Raw genomic sequence first — 15,984 nt, forward strand, 5'->3', positions numbered from 1 at the left:
TCACCGCGGGCTGAGGGCGATGCGCAGCGGAGCGTCGGGAGCGGACGCCGCGGCGAGCGCGGCATCCACGTCATCCAGCTGGTGCACGGCCCCGACCACGTCCGCGAACGGATAGGCGCGGCCTCGCCCGGCGAGGAACCCGACGGCAGCAGCGAGCTCGGCGCCGGAGTAGTTGTGCACGCCGGTCACCGTCAGCAGCCGCCGCACGACGCTCTCCGCGTCGAGCGGCACCGGCTCCGCGGGGAAGACGCTGCCCACCAGCACCACCGTTGCGCCGACGTCGGCGGCCGCGATCGCGTCGCCCACGGCATGACCGGATGCCTCGATCACGATGTCGGCCGGCTCGCTCACCGCAGACGCCGCGGTCCCCCCGAACCTCTCCGCGAAAGTGCGCCTGGACACGGAGGGGTCGATGACCGTGACCTCCGCGCCCTCGTCGGCGGCGATCGCCACGGCCGAGAGTCCGACCAGGCCGGCTCCGTACACGAGCACCCGCCTGCCCTCGAGGCTGCGCCCCGCCGCACCTCGGGCGACCGCCGCCCACGCCGTGGCTGTGGCGCATGAGGCCGGCGCCAGCACCGCGGCCGGCAGAGCCTCCGGCACCCGCACGATGGTGGTGCCCGCACGCAGATGCACGTGGCTCGCGAATCCGCCGGTCAGCTCCCAGCGCGGACCGATCCGCTCGTGACCGTACTTCACCAGTGCGCGGCACTTCTGCGTCACGCCGGCCGCGCATCGATCGCACGTGCCGCACGACACCGTCACCGACCACACGACGCGGTCGCCGATGCGCAGCGGCGCACCGTCCGCGGCTGTCGTGCCGCCATCACCGATCGCGATGACCCGCCCGACGCTCTCGTGCCCCAGCACGAGCGGAATCGGTGCCGCACGGTGCCCCTGCACGGTGTGAACGTCCGAGCCGCAGATGGTCGAGAGCTCGATGGCGATCAGCACATCGCCGTGGCCGAGGCCCACCCCCGGCACCGCGACCGTCTCGTGCTCCTGACCGACACCGAGCCACACCTTCGCCGTCGCCGCGGGTCTGAGCGTCACGTCCTGGCGCTCATCGTGCGGCAGCAGAGTGCGCATGTCAGGAGCTCCGGGCCAGCGCAGTGCCGAGAAGAGCACGCTCTCGAAGGGCAGGCAGCAGTGCCGTGACATCGTCGAGCACCGCATCCGCTCCAGCGCTGTCCAGCGTCGCGCGATCGTGCGCACCGCTGAGCACGCCGGCGACGAAACCGGCGCCGGCACGCCTGCCCGACTGCACATCGCTGCTCGTGTCGCCGGCGACCGCTACGGCCGACACTGAGGACGCCCCGGCCCGCAGCAGCGCAGTGAGCACGAGATCGGGAGCGGGACGTCCGCGACCGGCGTCCACGGGAGACAGCGCGAGGTCGACGAGATCGCGCCACCCGAGGCCGTCGAGCAGTGCATCCCTGGTGACGGGGGCGAAGCCCGTCGTGAGCGCGACCTTGAGCCCTGCGTCGCGCATCTGCGCGATCGCCTCTGCCGCACCCGCGATCTCCTGCACACCCTGCTCGGCGACGATCTCCGAGTACGCGCCCTCGAACGCCGCAGTGGCCGCGGCGGCCGCGGCCACGTCGCCGCCGGCGAGATGGGTGAAGACATCGATCTTCGACATGCCCATGGTGTCGCGGACGTATTGCAGGGCATCCGCCCACGGCATCCGTTCGGCGACACCCGTGCGCTCGGCGGCGCGCTGGAAGGCCTGCTCGACGACGCCGTCGTCTCGGACGGTCGTTCCTGCCATGTCGAGGACGACGAGTTCGATGGCGGTCATGGGGTTCCTCCCTGTGCGGGCTGCGGTGCCCGGTCGAATGCAATCTGAAGCGTGCGCTCGGCGAGACCCAGCCCGGTCGTCATGCCGATCCCGGTGGTCGCGGCGATCACGTGCAGTCCGGGCTCCGGCTCCTCGATGAGGAAATCGGAGGCCGCGGATGCGTAGACGCCCTGCCAGCGCTCGAGCACCCGCATGCCGTCGGTCTCGAACAACGCCGAGGCCTCCTCGAGGAACGCCTCGAAGGCCCCCTCCGGCTGGAACGGACCGGGCTGCACGGCTTTCACGTGCGAATCGCCCAGGATGAGCGAGCCGTCGGGCAGCTGCGTGTACATCTGGTTGAGATCGAGGGCTGCGAGGTCGGGGCGCTCGGCATGCAGCCGTTCGCGCAGCGCGTCCGTCTCGGAGAAGGCGGCGAATCGTCCGTAGCGCAACAGCGACCAACCCGTCAGCAGCGGTGCGTCGAGCGCGCGAGGCAACGGTGCCGTCACGCGCATCATGTCGAGTGCGCAGCGCACGACGCCCGCGCTCTCCGCGAGGTCGGGCAGCAACTGGTCGACGTCGTGGCCGGTGGCGACGACGACGAGACCGGCATCGATCGCGCCGCGCGTGGTCTGCACACGACCGGATGCCACGGTGGTCGTCGCGGTGCGGAAGCGGAACTCCACGCCCAGGGATGCGAGGTGACGGACGATCGCCCCGGCCGCTTCCCGCGGGTCGGTCTGCAGGTCGGTCGCCACGAAGGCGCCGCCGATCACGGCGTCACGGCGCAGCGGCGCTCGACGCAGCAGGTCATCGGTGTCCAGCATCCGGATGCCCGCGTCGTGTTCTCCGGCTGCTCGTTCCAACACAGCGAGCTCGTCCGCCTGACGTGCGGCGATCAGAGTGCCGGACTCCCGCAGCCAGAAGCCGGCGTCCGTCGCGAGGCGCAGCCAGATGTCGCGTGAGGCATCGGCGAACTCGCGGGCGAGCCCCGTCTGCGACCCGATGCAGATGTGCCCGAAGTTGCGGATCGTCGCGCCCACCGGAGCATCGGTGCGGTCGACGACGATGACGCGGAGCCCGCGGCGCGCGCCGGCGTACGCGGCGCCGAGCCCGACGATTCCGGACCCGACGACGACGAGGTCCGCCGTTTCGGAGGCCACAGGATGACTCGTCATGATGGCCTTTCCGAGTATGAGTATCGTCAACAACTGTGTCACCCGGCAGTGCTCGCACCCCGCCGTTCCCGGAAGTGTTTGCCTCGCGTTAACCGGCTCTTCGCCCGCATGAACGCGAGCGGAACGGGCCGGTGATCGGTCACGCGCGGCTCTGGCTATGATTCGGCTATGAGCATCGCGACCATCCAGCAGCAGCTGTCCACTCCGCCCGGTTTCGCCAAGGCCGTGAAGTCGACCAGCTCGACGCTGGTCGCCGGCCTGATCAGCCTCGCCGCCGCTGTCTTCTGCCTCGGCATGAACACCTTCCAGCTCGGCTCTGCCAGCGACTGGAACTGGCGGCTGATCGAGCGCTACTTCCTCACCGCCGATGTGATCGAGTTCACCGGCAGCCGCTCGGGCCGTGCAGAGATCTGGCGCTTCCTCTACGTGTACGCGCCGATCGTGCTCATCCCGCTCGGCATCATCCTGCTCATCGTGCACTTCAGCACACGCAGTCGGAACGGCCGGACACTGTTCGAAGATTTCCAGTCCCGTGGCTGGGTCGGACGCCAGCGCTACACCGGCATGAAGGCGCAGAACGGGCGCGCACAGGTAGAGGTCGTGTTCATCTCGCACCCGAGCATCCCCGACGAGACGTTCGACGCCACCGTGCAGCAGTACTCGGCCTGGGTGGCGTCGCTCGACAAGAAGTCCCTGAAGAAGACGATCGCCGCTGTCACGAAGGCCGGCGCGCTGACCGGCCTCAGCGCGGCGGTGCTCTCCCCTGAACTGCCCGCGGCGATCACGGTCGCCACGGTGCGGGGCTCGAGCGAGTTCGCTGCCGTCGTGCCCCCTGGCCCCGACGGCAAGGGCAAGTACCGCGTGCTCGAGATCAAGCACGAAGCCGCCTGATCCGGCACGGATTCGAGGGCACGCGGCCTCGCGTCTACGATCGAAGCATGCCCGTCACGTCGCACGCCCTCTCTCACGCCGAGGATCTCGCCGACTTCGTCGCCGCTTCCCCCTCGAGCTATCACGCCGCCGAGGAAGTGGCCGGGCGCCTCGAGTCGCTCGGGTTCGTCCGCCTGAGCGAGGAGGACGCGTGGCCCGCCCAGGCCGGGGGCCGCTTCGTCGTGGTGCGCGACGGCGCCGCGATCGCGTGGGCCGTGCCGGCGGATGCCGCACCCACGACGCCGGCACAGATCTTCGGGGCGCATACGGACTCCCCCGGATTCAAGCTCAAGCCGCAGCCGACCACCGGCTCGCGGGGATGGTTGCAGGCCGGCGTCGAGGTCTACGGCGGACCGCTGCTGAACTCCTGGCTCGACCGTGAGCTCCGCCTCGCCGGACGCCTCGCCCTCGCCGACGGCCGCGTCGTGCTCGCCGACACCGGACCGCTGCTGCGACTGCCGCAGCTCGCCGTGCATCTCGATCGCGGAGTCAACAACGGACTGGCCTTGGACAAGCAGAGCGAGACGCAGCCCGTCTGGGGCCTGGGCGATCCGAGCGAGGAAGACCTGCTGGGCGAACTGGCATCGTCGGCCGGAGTGAACGCCGCCGACGTCCGCGGTTTCGACGCCGTCGTGGCGGACTCCGCGCGCGGCGCGGTCTTCGGCAAGGACGACGCGTTCTTCGCGAGCGGACGCTTGGACGACCTGGCATCGGTGCACGCCGGCGTCGTCGCCCTCTCGGCACTCGCTGCTGATGGCGCATCCGGGCAACGCGGCATCGCCGTGCTCGCCGCGTTCGACCACGAAGAGCTCGGCTCAGAATCGCGCTCGGGCGCCGCCGGCCCCTTCCTGGAAGACGTCCTGGCGCGGGTGTACACCGGGCTCGGCGCCGACGACACCGATCAGCGCCGCGCGTTCGCGGCATCCTGGCACCTCTCCAGCGATGTCGGGCACTCGGTGCATCCGAACTACGCGCACAAGCACGATCCGGTGGTGCAGCCTCTGCTCGGGTCGGGGCCGATCCTGAAGATCAACGCCAACCAGCGCTACGCGACCGACGCCATCGGCACCGCCGCCTGGGCGCGCTGGTGCGAGAGCGCCGGCATCGCATCGCAGGAGTTCGTCTCCAACAACGCGGTGCCGTGCGGCTCGACGATCGGTCCGATCACGGCCACCCGCCTCGGCATCCGCACCGTCGACGTCGGCATCCCGATCCTCTCGATGCACTCCGCGCGCGAGCTCGCCGGCGTGTCGGATCTGCATGCGCTCGCGCAGGTCGCGAAGGCGTTCTTCGCCGCCTGACCCCGCACGTATCGGCGCAGTGCCAATATGGGGTCATGTCAGAGAAGATTGCAGCGGCGCCCGCGCTGATCGAGCGGGCCGGCATCGAGATCATCCCCGAGTCGGAGCGCACCGCGAAGCCGCGTGACCTGTTCTGGCCCTGGTTCGCCGCGAACGTGTCGGTGTTCGGCATGTCGTACGGATCGTTCGTGCTCGGCTTCGGCATCTCGTTCTGGCAGGCGACGATCGTCTCGATCATCGGCATCGTGGTGTCGTTCCTGCTCTGCGGCCTCATCGCGATCGCCGGAAAGCGCGGCTCCGCGCCGACCATGGTGCTCTCCCGTGCCGCGTTCGGCGTGCAGGGGCAGAAGGTGCCCGGAATCATCTCGTGGCTGACCTCGATCGGCTGGGAGACGTTCCTCGCGATCCTGGCCGTGCTCGCCACCGCGACCGTCATCACGCAGCTCGGCGGCGACGGCGAGAGCATCGCGCTGCGGATCATCGCGACCGTGATCGTCGCCGCGCTCATCGTCGTGGCATCCGTTCTCGGCTATCACACGATCATGAAGCTGCAGTCGGTTCTCACCTGGATCACCGGCATCGTGACGGTCCTCTACGTGATCCTCGCGTTCTCGCACATCGACTTCGGCGCCGTGCTGTCGCGCCCCGACGGCACCATCGGCCAGCTCATCGGTGCCCTCGTCATGGTGATGACCGGGTTCGGTCTCGGCTGGATCAACATCGCCGCGGACTGGTCGCGCTACCAGAAGCGCACCACCTCCGACGGTGCGATCGTGTTCTGGAACACCGTCGGCGGATCGGTCGCACCAGTGATCCTCGTGGTGTTCGGTCTGCTGCTCGGAGCGTCGGATGAGGACCTGCTGAACGCGATCGCCGCCGATCCGGTCGGAGCCCTCGCGACGATCCTGCCGATCTGGGTGCTCGTGCCCTTCCTGCTCACTGCGGTGCTCGCGCTCGTCTCGGGCGCCGTGCTCGGCATCTATTCGTCCGGGCTCACGCTGCTGAGCCTCGGCATCCGCATCCCCCGTCCTTCGGCGGCTGCGATCGACGGCATCATCCTCACGATCGGCACGATCTTCGTCGTGTTCTTCGCGACAGACTTCCTCGGTCCGTTCCAGAGCTTCCTCATCACCCTCGGCGTGCCGCTGGCGTCATGGGCAGGCATCCTCATCGCCGACATCCTTCGGCGGAAGAAGGACTACGACGACGAGGCGCTGTTCGATTCGAACGGCCGCTACGGCGCGTGGGACTGGACCTCGATCATCACCATGGTGGTCACCAGCGTGATCGGATGGGGTCTGGTGCTCAACAACTTCGCCGAAGCCGCACCGTGGAACAACTGGCAGGGCTACCTCCTGTTCCTCGTCGGCGGCGCTGACGGCGACTTCGCCTACGCCAACCTCGGCGTGTTCTTCGCCCTGGTGATCTCGTTCGTGGTCACCTACTTCGCGCGGGCGGGGAAGATCCGTCGGCAGGAGCAGGCGTGAGCCTCTCCGCAGACTCACCGAGCGGCACCTGGCTCGTCGTCATCGACCCGCAGAACATCTTCGCGTCGCCCGACTCCGCCTGGGGGTCGCCGTTCTTCGGCGAGACGATGCCGCGCATCCGTGCGCTGGCGGATGCTTTCGGCGAGCGCGTGCTCGTCACCAGATGGATGCCGACGGCCGACCGCTCGACGTCATGGGGCGAGTACTTCGCGGCGTGGCCGTTCGCCGACCAGCCGCCGACCGATCCGCTGTTCGACCTGGTTCCGGATGCAACCGGTCTCTCGAGCCGCCGCACCCTCGACCTGCCGACCTTCGGAAAATGGGGAGCGGACATCGAGCAGATCGTCGGGCGCGGTGCATCCGTCGTGATCGCCGGCGTCTCGACCGACTGCTGCGTGATCTCGACGGCGCTGGCCGCCGCTGACGCCGGCGCGCGCGTCACGGTCGTCGCCGATGCCTGCGCCGGTTCGACGGCCGAGAATCACGCCGCGGCGCTCGCGGTGATGGGCCTGTATCCGCCGCAGATCACGATGTCGACGACCGCCGAAGTGCTCGCCGCGCGCTGAGCCCTCCACTCGGCGGCTGCTCAGCGCGCGGACCGGACGGCCGCGACGATGTCGGCCGGCGAACCGTGCCAGGGCGCACCATGGCCGGGCAGCACCCAGGATGCCGTGACCTCGGCGAGCCGGTCGAGGGATGCGTCCGCCTGGGCGGGCTCGTCGGTGAACGGCGCGGGCTGCGGATGCTGCGCACCGGTGAGCACGTGCCGGGTGGTGAGCGCGTCGCCGACGAACACGGCATCCGCCATCGGGACGTGCACCGCGATGCTGCCGGGTGAGTGCCCCGGCAGCCCGATGATCACGGGCGCGCCAGGCAGGTCGAGCACGTCGGCGTCGGACACCTCCGACACCTCCTTCACGTAGATCGGCCGCAACGCGCTCTTGCGGATGCCGTAGGCGAAGAACCCCAGCATCGGTCCGAGTTTCGACGGACCCATCGGCGTCTTCGGCTTCTCCCCCGTCCGTGTGCGCTCGGCATCGGCCGCGTGCACGAAGACGGGAACGCCGTACTCGGCGCGCAACCGTTCGGCGAAGCCGATGTGGTCGCTGTCACCGTGCGTGAGGATGAGGCCTCTGATGTCGGAGAGCGGTCGGCCGAGACTCGCCATCTCATTCTGCAGATCACGCCAGTGACCAGGCATCCCCGCGTCGATCAGCGTGACGCCCTGCGGGGCGTCGATCAAGTACGAGGCAACGATGTCGTTGCCCAGGCGATGCAGGTGCGGTGCCAGCTTCATGATGTGTCCTACCGATCCGTGTGGATGATCTTGCGTTGGCTACACTACGTAGCTATCATGGCTAATGTCAATAGCCTCGGATGCACCACACAGTGACACACGACCGGAGAACCGCCATGCCGACGCCAGAACGCACTTCGACCGCGGCGATCATCGCTGCGGGACGCGAGATCCTCGAGTCCGCAGGCCTGTCCGGACTCACGATGCAGGCCATCGCGGAGCGCGTCGGCGTGCGGGCGCCCTCGCTGTACAAACGGGTGAGGGACAGGGAAGCACTGATCGCCGCCGTCACCGCATCCGTCATCGACGATCTTTCGATCGAACTCGAACGGGTCGAGCGCAGCGCACCCGGCGCGAACGGGACAAGGCCCGACGTGACACCCGAGCTGCTGACGGGGCTGGCCACGACCTACCGCGCCTTCGCACACGCGCATCCGGAGGGATTCCGGCTGATGTTCACCGCATCTGCTCCGCTGGTGTCGCTCGATCGCGCGGCCGGACCGGTGCTGCGCGCGAGCGCCGCGCTCGTCGGCGAAGACGACGCCCTCGATGCCGCCCGCCTCTTCACGGCATGGCTGACCGGATTCCTGCAGATGGAGCTCGCGGGCGCGTTCAGGCTCGGCGGCGACGTCGATCAGGCGTTCGACTACGGCCTGCGTCACCTGCTGGCAGGCGTCGACGGCTGAGCACCGCGGTTCGGCTCCGCTGTTCGGGTCGCAGTTTCTGCCACACTGAGCCGTGGAGGGGATCCCCATGACCACGACCGCGCCTGCGAACGACGCGCACGAAGACCGCACCCACGACGGCGACGACCGCCCGAAGAAGGCGCATCGCCGCTGGTTCAAGACCCGAGTCACCCTCGCCATCATCATTGCCGTCGCACTGGTGGTCGCGATCATCGGGGCGATCACCCCGTGGCCGTCCGCCATGGTGATCCGCGCCGTCTTCACGCAGGGCGGAGACGCCACCGCCGCCGAGATGGACAAGCACGTCCCCGACACGAAGCTCACCGAGACACTCGATGTCGCGTATGCCGATGAGGGCGTCGACACGACGATGGACGTCTTCACTCCGGCATCCGCCACCGGCCCGCTGCCCACGATCGTGTGGATCCACGGCGGAGCATGGATCTCGGGATCGAAGGAGAACGTCGACCCGTACATGCGCATCCTCGCCGCAGAGGGGTACACGACCATCGCCGTGAACTACACGCTCGGGCCGGAGGGCTTCTACCCGAAGGCCGTGCATCAGATCAACGACGCTCTCGGATACATCGACGAGCACGCCGCGGACCTGGGCGTCGACCCCACCCAGATCGTGCTCGCGGGCGACTCCGCCGGCGGCCAGCTGGCCAGCCAGATGGCGACGCTCATCACGAACCCCGAGTACGCCACGATCATGGACATCACCCCGAAGATGTCGGCCGACCAGGTCGTCGCCACCGTGCTGAACTGCGGCGTCTACGACCTCGCCGCCCTCGCCCAGCTCGACGGCATCGTCGGCTGGGGCTTCAAGTCGTCGATGTGGGCCTATGCCGGGACCAAGACCTGGGCCGAGGACTCTTCTGGCGCGACGATGTCGACCGTGAACTGGGTCACCGAAGACTTCCCCACCACCTACATCTCCGGCGGCAACGGCGATGGGCTCACCTGGCTGCAGTCGATTCCGATGGCCGACCGGCTGAACGAGCTCGGCGTCGACGTGACGACGCTGTTCTGGCCTGCGCCGCACGAGCCGCAGCTTCCGCACGAGTATCAGTTCCACCTCGACATGCCCGATGCGCAGACCGCCCTGCAGAAGACGATCGACTTCCTGGACGCGCACACCACGCAGCCGTGAGTCCGACCATGCCGATGCGCACCCGGCACTGACGCCTGACCGATCGTTCGGGATATCCTCGGGGATCATGGGCACAGACTCGATCGACTCCGCAGGCAACACCGATCCCCGCGGGAACGAGAGGCCCCTGGAGGACACGATCGTCACCGATCTGACGGGACGAATGACGTACGGGTCGTACCTCGGACTGGACGAGCTGCTGAACGCGCAGCATCCGGTCAGCACTCCGGAGCATCACGACGAACTGCTGTTCATCATCCAGCACCAGACCACCGAACTCTGGCTGAAGCAGCTGCTGCACGAGCTGAGCTCGGCGCGAACCCTGCTCGCGAGCGACGACCTGCGCGAGGCGCTGAAACGGGTCGCGCGGGTCAAGCGCATCCAGGACGTGATGACCCAGCAGTGGTCGGTGCTGGCGACGCTCACGCCGACCGAATACGCGCAGTTCCGCGGGGCACTGGGCAACTCGTCCGGCTTCCAGTCCGTGCAGTACCGGGCGGTGGAGTTCGCGCTGGGCAACAAGAACGAGCGGATGCTGCAGGTCTTCCGCGATCACCCGGCGAACCTCGCGATGCTGACGACCGAGTTCGAGCGACCGACGCTGTACGACGAGTTCCTGCGCTTCGCCGCCCGCCGGGGGCTGCCGATCCCGACCGAGATCCTCGAGCGCGACGTGCGCGAGCCGTACCGCCCGCACCCATCGCTCGTGCCGGCGATCCGCGAGATCTACGAGAACCCGCAGACCTACTGGGACCTCTACGAGGCGTGCGAAGACCTGGTCGACCTCGAGGACAACTTCCAGTTCTGGCGCTTCCGGCATCTGAAGACCGTCACGCGCACGATCGGGATGAAGCCCGGCACCGGCGGCTCGAGCGGCGTGGGGTTCCTGCAGCGCGCACTGGAGCTGACCTTCTTCCCCGAGCTCTACACGGTGCGCACCGAGATCGGGGCGTGATGCGGCGCGTCGACGGAGGATTCGTCGTCGGTGGTTTCACGGACCACCACGTGCACCTGCAGCTCGTCGACACATCTCAACTGGCGTCGTCCGTGCTGGGGCGCGTCGTCGATCTCGGCGGCAACCCGGCAGTGCTCGCACGCGTTCACAACTCCTCGATGTCAACGCGAACACCTGCCACCGAGGGCGATCCTGGCCATGACTCTGCATTCTTTGAGGAGTTGCGAACCGATCTCGGTGTCGAGGTCGCGTTCGCCGGAGCGTTCCTCACGCCGCCGGGCGGCTACCCGTCCACCCGCCCCTGGGCGCCGGAAGGCTCGGTGCGCGAGATCGCAGATGCGGATGCCGCGGCAGCCGCCATCACCGAGATGAAGGACGCCGGCGCCGTCTGCATCAAGATCGCCAGCAACAGCTTCGCCGGGTCGGTGTTCTCCGACCAGATGTTCGCACGCATCGTCGAACTCGCCTCCGACGCGGGCCTCCCGGTCATCGCGCACGCCGAAGGCCCCGGCGAGGCGCAACGCGCCGCCGCCCTCGGGGCGACCCTGCTCGCGCATGCGCCGTTCTCGGAGCGCCTGTCCGACGACGATATCGAGGCGCAGGCGGCATCCGTGCAATGGATCTCGACGCTGGCCATCCACTCGGGTCCGACCTACGCGACTGCGGTCGATAACGTACGCCGTTTTCACGCTGCGGGCGGCACGGTGCTCTACGGGACGGACCTCGGCAACGGCCCGGCCGCCGTCGGCCTGCACCCGCGGGAGATCCGCGCGCTCCGCGAGGCGGGTATCGACGGCGACGATCTGATCCGAGCACTCAGCCCGGTCGAGTCTCGGCAGCTGTTCGTTCCCGGCGGCGTGCTCGATCCTCTCCTCGCGCGCCCGCTCACCCCCGCCGATCTGGAGGCCTGACATGACCGATCTGCTCGCCGAAGCCCGAAGCCTCGACGCTCGCGACCCGCTCGCCACGCATCTGGATGCCTTCGTCGAGGCACGGGGCGTCAGCGCCTACCTCGACGGCAACTCTCTCGGCCGGCCGCTGCGATCGCTGCCCGAGCAACTGGCCGCATTCGTGCGCGAGGACTGGGGCACGCGCCTCATCCGCTCGTGGGACGAGCAGTGGATGGACCTGCCGACCGAGCTCGGCGACCGCATCGGCCGGATCACGATCGGTGCCGCGCCCGGCCAGACGGTCGTCGCCGACTCGACGACCGTGCTGCTCTACAAGCTCATGCGGGCCGCCGTGGCGGCTCTTCCACACCGTTCGGAGATCCTCATCGAGGAGGGGAACTTCCCCACCGACCGGTTCGTGGCGGAGGGCATCGCCGCCGAGCGCGGGATGACGGTGCGCTGGCTCACCGCAGACCCTGTCCACGGCGTGCAGGCCGAGGACGTCGCAGCAGCGGTGTCGGAGCAGACCGCGCTCGTCGTGCTCAGCCACGTCGACTACCGCTCGGGCGCACTGGCCGACATGAGGGCGATCACGGATGCCGCGCATGAGGCGGGCGCGCTGATGCTGTGGGACCTATGCCACTCGGCCGGAGTGATCCCTATCGAGCTCGATGCCTGCGACGTCGACCTCGCGGTCGGCTGCACGTACAAGTACCTCAACGGCGGGCCGGGCTCCCCCGCCTTCGCGTATGTGAACGCGCGACATCACGGCACGGTGCGCCAGCCCATCCAGGGCTGGATGGGCGCGGGCGACGTGTTCGCGATGGCGTCCGCCTATGCACCGTCGGACGGCATCCGGCAGTTCATCAGCGGTACGCCGCCGGTGCTCGGGATGCTGGCGATGCAGGGCATGCTCGACCTGATCGAAGCCGCGACGATCGACGCCGTTCGTGAGAAGTCGAAGACCCTCACCGACTTCGCCGTGCGGGCGTTCGATGAGCTTCTCGTGCCGCTCGGGGTGCGCCTGCTGAGCCCGCGCGACGCCGATGGGCGCGGCGGCCACGTGACGATCGGGCATCCGGACTTCGCCAGGGTGACCGCGACGCTGTGGGCCGACGGCGTGATCCCCGACTTCCGTTTTCCCGACGGCATCCGCCTCGGCCTGTCGCCGCTGAGCACCTCGCATGCGGAGGTGCTCAGCGGCGTGCGGGCCGTACGCGACGCGCTGGAACCCTGAACGCGCGAGCGGTCAGTCCGCGACGCCCCGCAGGAACGCCGTCACGTTCTCCTGCATCCGCAGGATGCGCAGGTCGCGCGCCGTCTCGCGGTCGTACCCCTCGTAGGCGAGCGGCGGAAGGCGTCGCACGTTGTGCGAGCAGCCGAACTCCGCGCAGACCAGAGTGCCGATCGTGTCGCCCTTGCGCCCGGCGGCCCCGGCCTTGCGGGCCGAGTACAGCTGCACGTCATTGCGCAGGGTGACGTCTTCGCACCACGAGCACTGCGCTCGCGAGAGCACGCGCTGCTCGGCGCGCTGCAGCAGCACACCGGTGAGGGTGTCGTCGACCTCGGCGATGACGTAGGCACGCCGCGGGAACTTCGGGTCGGACCAGCCGAGGTAGTCGATCTTGTCGAAGTCGACCTCGGCGAAGCCCTGAGGCAGCGACACGGAGGAGACCTCTTTGCGGGAGGCGTTGATGAAAGAGGCGCGGATGGCGCGCTCGTCGATGGGACGCATGGGAAGAACTGCTTTCTGATGTGAGGTGAGAAGGTCACAGCATCCGTCAGATGGATGCCGGGTATGACGAGTCACCGGCGACGGGGGTTCCGCCTCCGGCTCGCACTCAGCCTCTGCCGCCGGCGCTCGACGCGCCTGCAACCGCCTTCCGCGCCCTCAGGGCGCACATCGAGAACAGCACCCGGCGAGTTTACACCCGCTCGACGATCGAGGCGAGGGAGGCCGCGACCCGGATGACCGGCTCGAGGGATTCCTCCTCGCCGACCGTGATGCGGATGCCGTCCGCACCGTACGCACGGACGATCAGCCCCGCATCCGCGAATGCCGCCAGCGCCGCGGCAGTGCCGGCGCCGGTGGGCAGCCACACGAAGTTCGCCTGCGATCGCGGGATCGACCATCCGTCTTCACAGAGCATCCGCGCGAGCCGGTCGCGCCGCTCGGTGATCACGCGCACCCGCTCGAGCAGGGAGGGCTCGGCGTCGAGGCTGGCCAGGGCCGCCTCCTCGCCCTGGGCGGTCACCGAGAGCGGGATGCCGGCGATGCGTGCGGCCTCGAGCACTGCGGGATGCCCGACGGCGTAGCCCACCCGCAGGCCCGCCAGTCCGTACGCCTTGGAGAACGTGCGCAGCACGACCACGTTCTCGTGGCCCGCGGCGATGACGCGTCGTCCGTCGACGACGCCGTCATCCGTCACGAACTCGGCGTAGGCCTCGTCGAGCAGAACGAGCACACCGGTCGGCACCCGCGCGAGGAACGCGTCGAACGCCGCCTGGGTCACCGCTGTTCCCGAGGGGTTGTTGGGGCTGCACACGACGACGATCCGCGTGCGGTCGGTGATGGCGTCCGCCATGGCGTCGAGGTCGTGACCCTCGTCCGCATCCAGCGCCACCGTGACCGGGACGGCACCGGAGACGTCGGCCATCCACGGGTAGCCGTCGAAGGAGCGCCAGGCGAAGAGCAGCTCATCGCCCGGCTCGCACAGCGCCACGGCGAACTGCTGCAGCAGCGACGTGGAACCCGCAGCGACGTGCACAGCATCCCCCCCGACGCCGAAGCGCTCGGCGATCCGTGCGCGCAGCCGGGGCGCCGACGCATCAGGGTAGCGATTGAACGAGACGGCTCGGTGCGCGGCTTCCACGACTCCCGGCAACGGTCCGAACGGATTCTCGTTGCTGGAGAGCTTGAAGGCGTCCGGTCCTGCCTGGGCGCCCTGCTGATAGGCCGAGCGCGCGGAGATCCGTGCGCGCGCCGCCACTGGTGGCGCGGTCGACCACGAGCGCATCATGCGCGTTCCAGACGCCGCCATGCGAGTTCGGCCAGCACGGATGCCTGCAGACCGAGAACCGAGTCGTCGAACACCGCGCGCTCGGAGTGCAGCGGCCCGGAGTCCTCGTCCGGTGCGGCACCGAGGAAGACGAGGGTGCCAGGCACCTCTTCGAGCACGTACGCGAAGTCCTCCGAAGCCATCGACGGCGCCTCGAGGCGGGTGACGCGTTCTGCACCGACCAGGTCGTCGAGGGCGTCGATCACGAAGGCGGTCTCGGCGGGATCGTTGTAGGTCACCGGGTACGAGAAGATGAACTCGCTCTCCAGGGTGCAGCCGTTCGCGGCGGCGATGCCCTCGAGCATGCGCGGCAGCTGCTCACGCACCGTCTCCAGCGTCGCCTTCGAGAGAGTCCTGATGTTCGCCTCCAGTCGCACCTCGACCGCCAGCACGTTGCTCGCTGCCGAGTCGCTGCTCAGTCGGGTGATCGAGATCACCGCCTGGTCGGTGGCCGGCAGGCGGCGTGCGGCGAACGTCTGCACCGCGAGGATGAGCTGCGCGGCGACGGGGACGGGGTCGATGCCGTTCTGCGGGAAGGCGGCGTGCCCGCCGGTGCCGCGCAGCGTCATGCGCAGCGCGCTCGCACTGGCCATCATCGATCCCTGCCTGGTGACGAGCCGGCCGCGCTCGAGCGTGCATTCGACGTGGATCGCGTAGGCCGCGACAGGGCGTTCGCCCGCGGCATCCAGCACGCCCTCCTCGAGCATGATCCGCCCGCCGGCCTGCCCCTCTTCGCCCGGTTGGAACATGAAGACCACGGTGCCGGGGAGTTCGTCGCGGCGCGCGACGAGCAGGCGCACCGCTCCCAGAAGACCCGCCATGTGCAGGTCGTGCCCGCACGCGTGCATGCGGCCGGACGTCGAGGCGAAGTCCAGGCCGGTGGCCTCGTGCACCGGCAGACCGTCCATGTCGGCCCGCAGCAGCACGACGGGCCCAGGACGGCCGCCGCGGAGGACCGCGGTCACCGACGTGAGCGCGGTGCCGGTCGTGATCTCCAGCCCGAGGTCGGAGAGCTCGCGCAGGACGACCTCCTGCGTGCGCGGCAGGTCGAGCCCGAGCTCGACGACTCGATGAAGCTCCCGCCTGACCTCGATCAGGCTGTCCTGCAGCGCTCTCGCATCCGCCTCGAATCGCGTCATCGCAGTTGCATCCTCTCGCCGGCCACCGGAACCGCGTCCCGGTGGTCCGAGCGTATTCAGGGCGACGACGCCGCAGAATGTGCACCGATCATACGGACGACCGACATCGCTGGACGATTCGTCCAGCGC

Annotated in this window: 16 protein-coding genes; 9 read left to right on the top strand and 7 right to left on the bottom strand. The window is 69.1% G+C overall.

Annotation, left to right across the window (positions count from 1 at the left end; translation table 11 throughout):
* From ACYVG2_RS10385 to ACYVG2_RS10395, 3 genes are read right to left on the bottom strand one after another with little or no spacing between them, the layout of a single operon-like run.
* The gene (locus ACYVG2_RS10385; protein WP_460780897.1) at positions 1 to 1,089 is read right to left on the bottom strand and encodes an alcohol dehydrogenase catalytic domain-containing protein; all 1,089 of its coding nucleotides are present in this window, start codon (positions 1,087 to 1,089) and stop codon (positions 1 to 3) included.
* Between the two features lies 1 nt (position 1,090).
* Complete coding sequence (locus tag ACYVG2_RS10390) at positions 1,091 to 1,801, bottom strand: phosphonatase-like hydrolase (RefSeq protein ID WP_448967304.1); 711 nt, start codon at positions 1,799 to 1,801, stop codon at positions 1,091 to 1,093.
* Entirely contained in the window at positions 1,798 to 2,943 is a 1,146-nt protein-coding gene (locus ACYVG2_RS10395; protein ID WP_460780898.1) for a TIGR03364 family FAD-dependent oxidoreductase, read from the bottom strand. The genes ACYVG2_RS10390 and ACYVG2_RS10395 overlap by 4 nt, the downstream gene beginning before the upstream one ends.
* Before the next feature lie 183 nt (positions 2,944 to 3,126).
* On the opposite strand from ACYVG2_RS10395, the gene ACYVG2_RS10400 reads away from it, so the two are divergent.
* Genes ACYVG2_RS10400 through ACYVG2_RS10415 form a run of 4 tightly spaced genes read left to right on the top strand, consistent with a single transcriptional unit; the run spans position 3,127 to position 7,242 of the window.
* A complete protein-coding gene (locus ACYVG2_RS10400; protein WP_460780899.1) occupies positions 3,127 to 3,849 on the top strand; it encodes a hypothetical protein in 723 nt (240 codons plus the stop codon).
* 47 nt (positions 3,850 to 3,896) lie between these two features.
* The gene (locus ACYVG2_RS10405) at positions 3,897 to 5,189 is read left to right on the top strand and encodes a M18 family aminopeptidase (RefSeq protein WP_460780900.1); all 1,293 of its coding nucleotides are present in this window, start codon (positions 3,897 to 3,899) and stop codon (positions 5,187 to 5,189) included.
* 35 nt (positions 5,190 to 5,224) lie between these two features.
* Positions 5,225 to 6,676 carry a purine-cytosine permease family protein gene (locus tag ACYVG2_RS10410; RefSeq protein WP_460780901.1) on the top strand — a complete coding sequence of 484 codons (1,452 nt, stop codon included), beginning with the start codon at positions 5,225 to 5,227 and terminating at the stop codon, positions 6,674 to 6,676.
* A complete protein-coding gene (locus ACYVG2_RS10415) occupies positions 6,673 to 7,242 on the top strand; it encodes a cysteine hydrolase family protein (protein WP_460780902.1) in 570 nt (189 codons plus the stop codon). The genes ACYVG2_RS10410 and ACYVG2_RS10415 overlap by 4 nt, the downstream gene beginning before the upstream one ends.
* A 20-nt stretch (positions 7,243 to 7,262) precedes the next feature.
* Here the strand turns inward: ACYVG2_RS10415 and ACYVG2_RS10420 are convergent, their stop codons facing one another.
* Positions 7,263 to 7,973 (bottom strand): MBL fold metallo-hydrolase, encoded by a 711-nt coding sequence (locus tag ACYVG2_RS10420; protein WP_460780903.1) that lies wholly within the window; start codon positions 7,971 to 7,973, stop codon positions 7,263 to 7,265.
* A 116-nt stretch (positions 7,974 to 8,089) separates the two neighbouring features.
* Here ACYVG2_RS10420 and ACYVG2_RS10425 point away from each other — a divergent pair, with 116 nt between their 5' ends.
* The 5 genes from ACYVG2_RS10425 to ACYVG2_RS10445 all read left to right on the top strand — a co-directional run bounded on the left by ACYVG2_RS10425 (position 8,090) and on the right by ACYVG2_RS10445 (position 12,894).
* Positions 8,090 to 8,659 carry a TetR/AcrR family transcriptional regulator gene (locus ACYVG2_RS10425; protein ID WP_460780904.1) on the top strand — a complete coding sequence of 190 codons (570 nt, stop codon included), beginning with the start codon at positions 8,090 to 8,092 and terminating at the stop codon, positions 8,657 to 8,659.
* Between the two features lie 67 nt (positions 8,660 to 8,726).
* A complete protein-coding gene (locus tag ACYVG2_RS10430; RefSeq protein ID WP_460780905.1) occupies positions 8,727 to 9,812 on the top strand; it encodes an alpha/beta hydrolase in 1,086 nt (361 codons plus the stop codon).
* Between the two features lie 67 nt (positions 9,813 to 9,879).
* Positions 9,880 to 10,767, top strand: coding sequence for a tryptophan 2,3-dioxygenase (locus ACYVG2_RS10435; RefSeq protein WP_460780906.1), 888 nt, complete (start codon positions 9,880 to 9,882; stop codon positions 10,765 to 10,767).
* Positions 10,767 to 11,678, top strand: coding sequence for a hydrolase (locus tag ACYVG2_RS10440; protein WP_460780907.1), 912 nt, complete (start codon positions 10,767 to 10,769; stop codon positions 11,676 to 11,678). The genes ACYVG2_RS10435 and ACYVG2_RS10440 overlap by 1 nt, the downstream gene beginning before the upstream one ends.
* Before the next feature lies 1 nt (position 11,679).
* Complete coding sequence (locus tag ACYVG2_RS10445) at positions 11,680 to 12,894, top strand: kynureninase (RefSeq protein ID WP_460780908.1); 1,215 nt, start codon at positions 11,680 to 11,682, stop codon at positions 12,892 to 12,894.
* A gap of 12 nt (positions 12,895 to 12,906) precedes the next feature.
* On the opposite strand, the gene ACYVG2_RS10450 is transcribed toward ACYVG2_RS10445, so the two are convergent.
* From ACYVG2_RS10450 to ACYVG2_RS10460, 3 genes are all read right to left on the bottom strand, one after another.
* Positions 12,907 to 13,392 (bottom strand): FBP domain-containing protein, encoded by a 486-nt coding sequence (locus ACYVG2_RS10450; RefSeq protein WP_460780909.1) that lies wholly within the window; start codon positions 13,390 to 13,392, stop codon positions 12,907 to 12,909.
* A 190-nt stretch (positions 13,393 to 13,582) separates the two neighbouring features.
* Positions 13,583 to 14,677 (bottom strand): histidinol-phosphate transaminase, encoded by a 1,095-nt coding sequence (locus ACYVG2_RS10455; protein WP_460780910.1) that lies wholly within the window; start codon positions 14,675 to 14,677, stop codon positions 13,583 to 13,585.
* On the bottom strand, positions 14,674 to 15,855 hold the full coding sequence (locus ACYVG2_RS10460) for a M20 metallopeptidase family protein (protein WP_460780911.1): 1,182 nt from the start codon (positions 15,853 to 15,855) through the stop codon (positions 14,674 to 14,676). The genes ACYVG2_RS10455 and ACYVG2_RS10460 overlap by 4 nt, the downstream gene beginning before the upstream one ends.
* Between the last annotated feature and the right edge of the window lie 129 nt (positions 15,856 to 15,984).

The sequence above is a fragment of the Microbacterium shaanxiense genome (assembly GCF_054779995.1).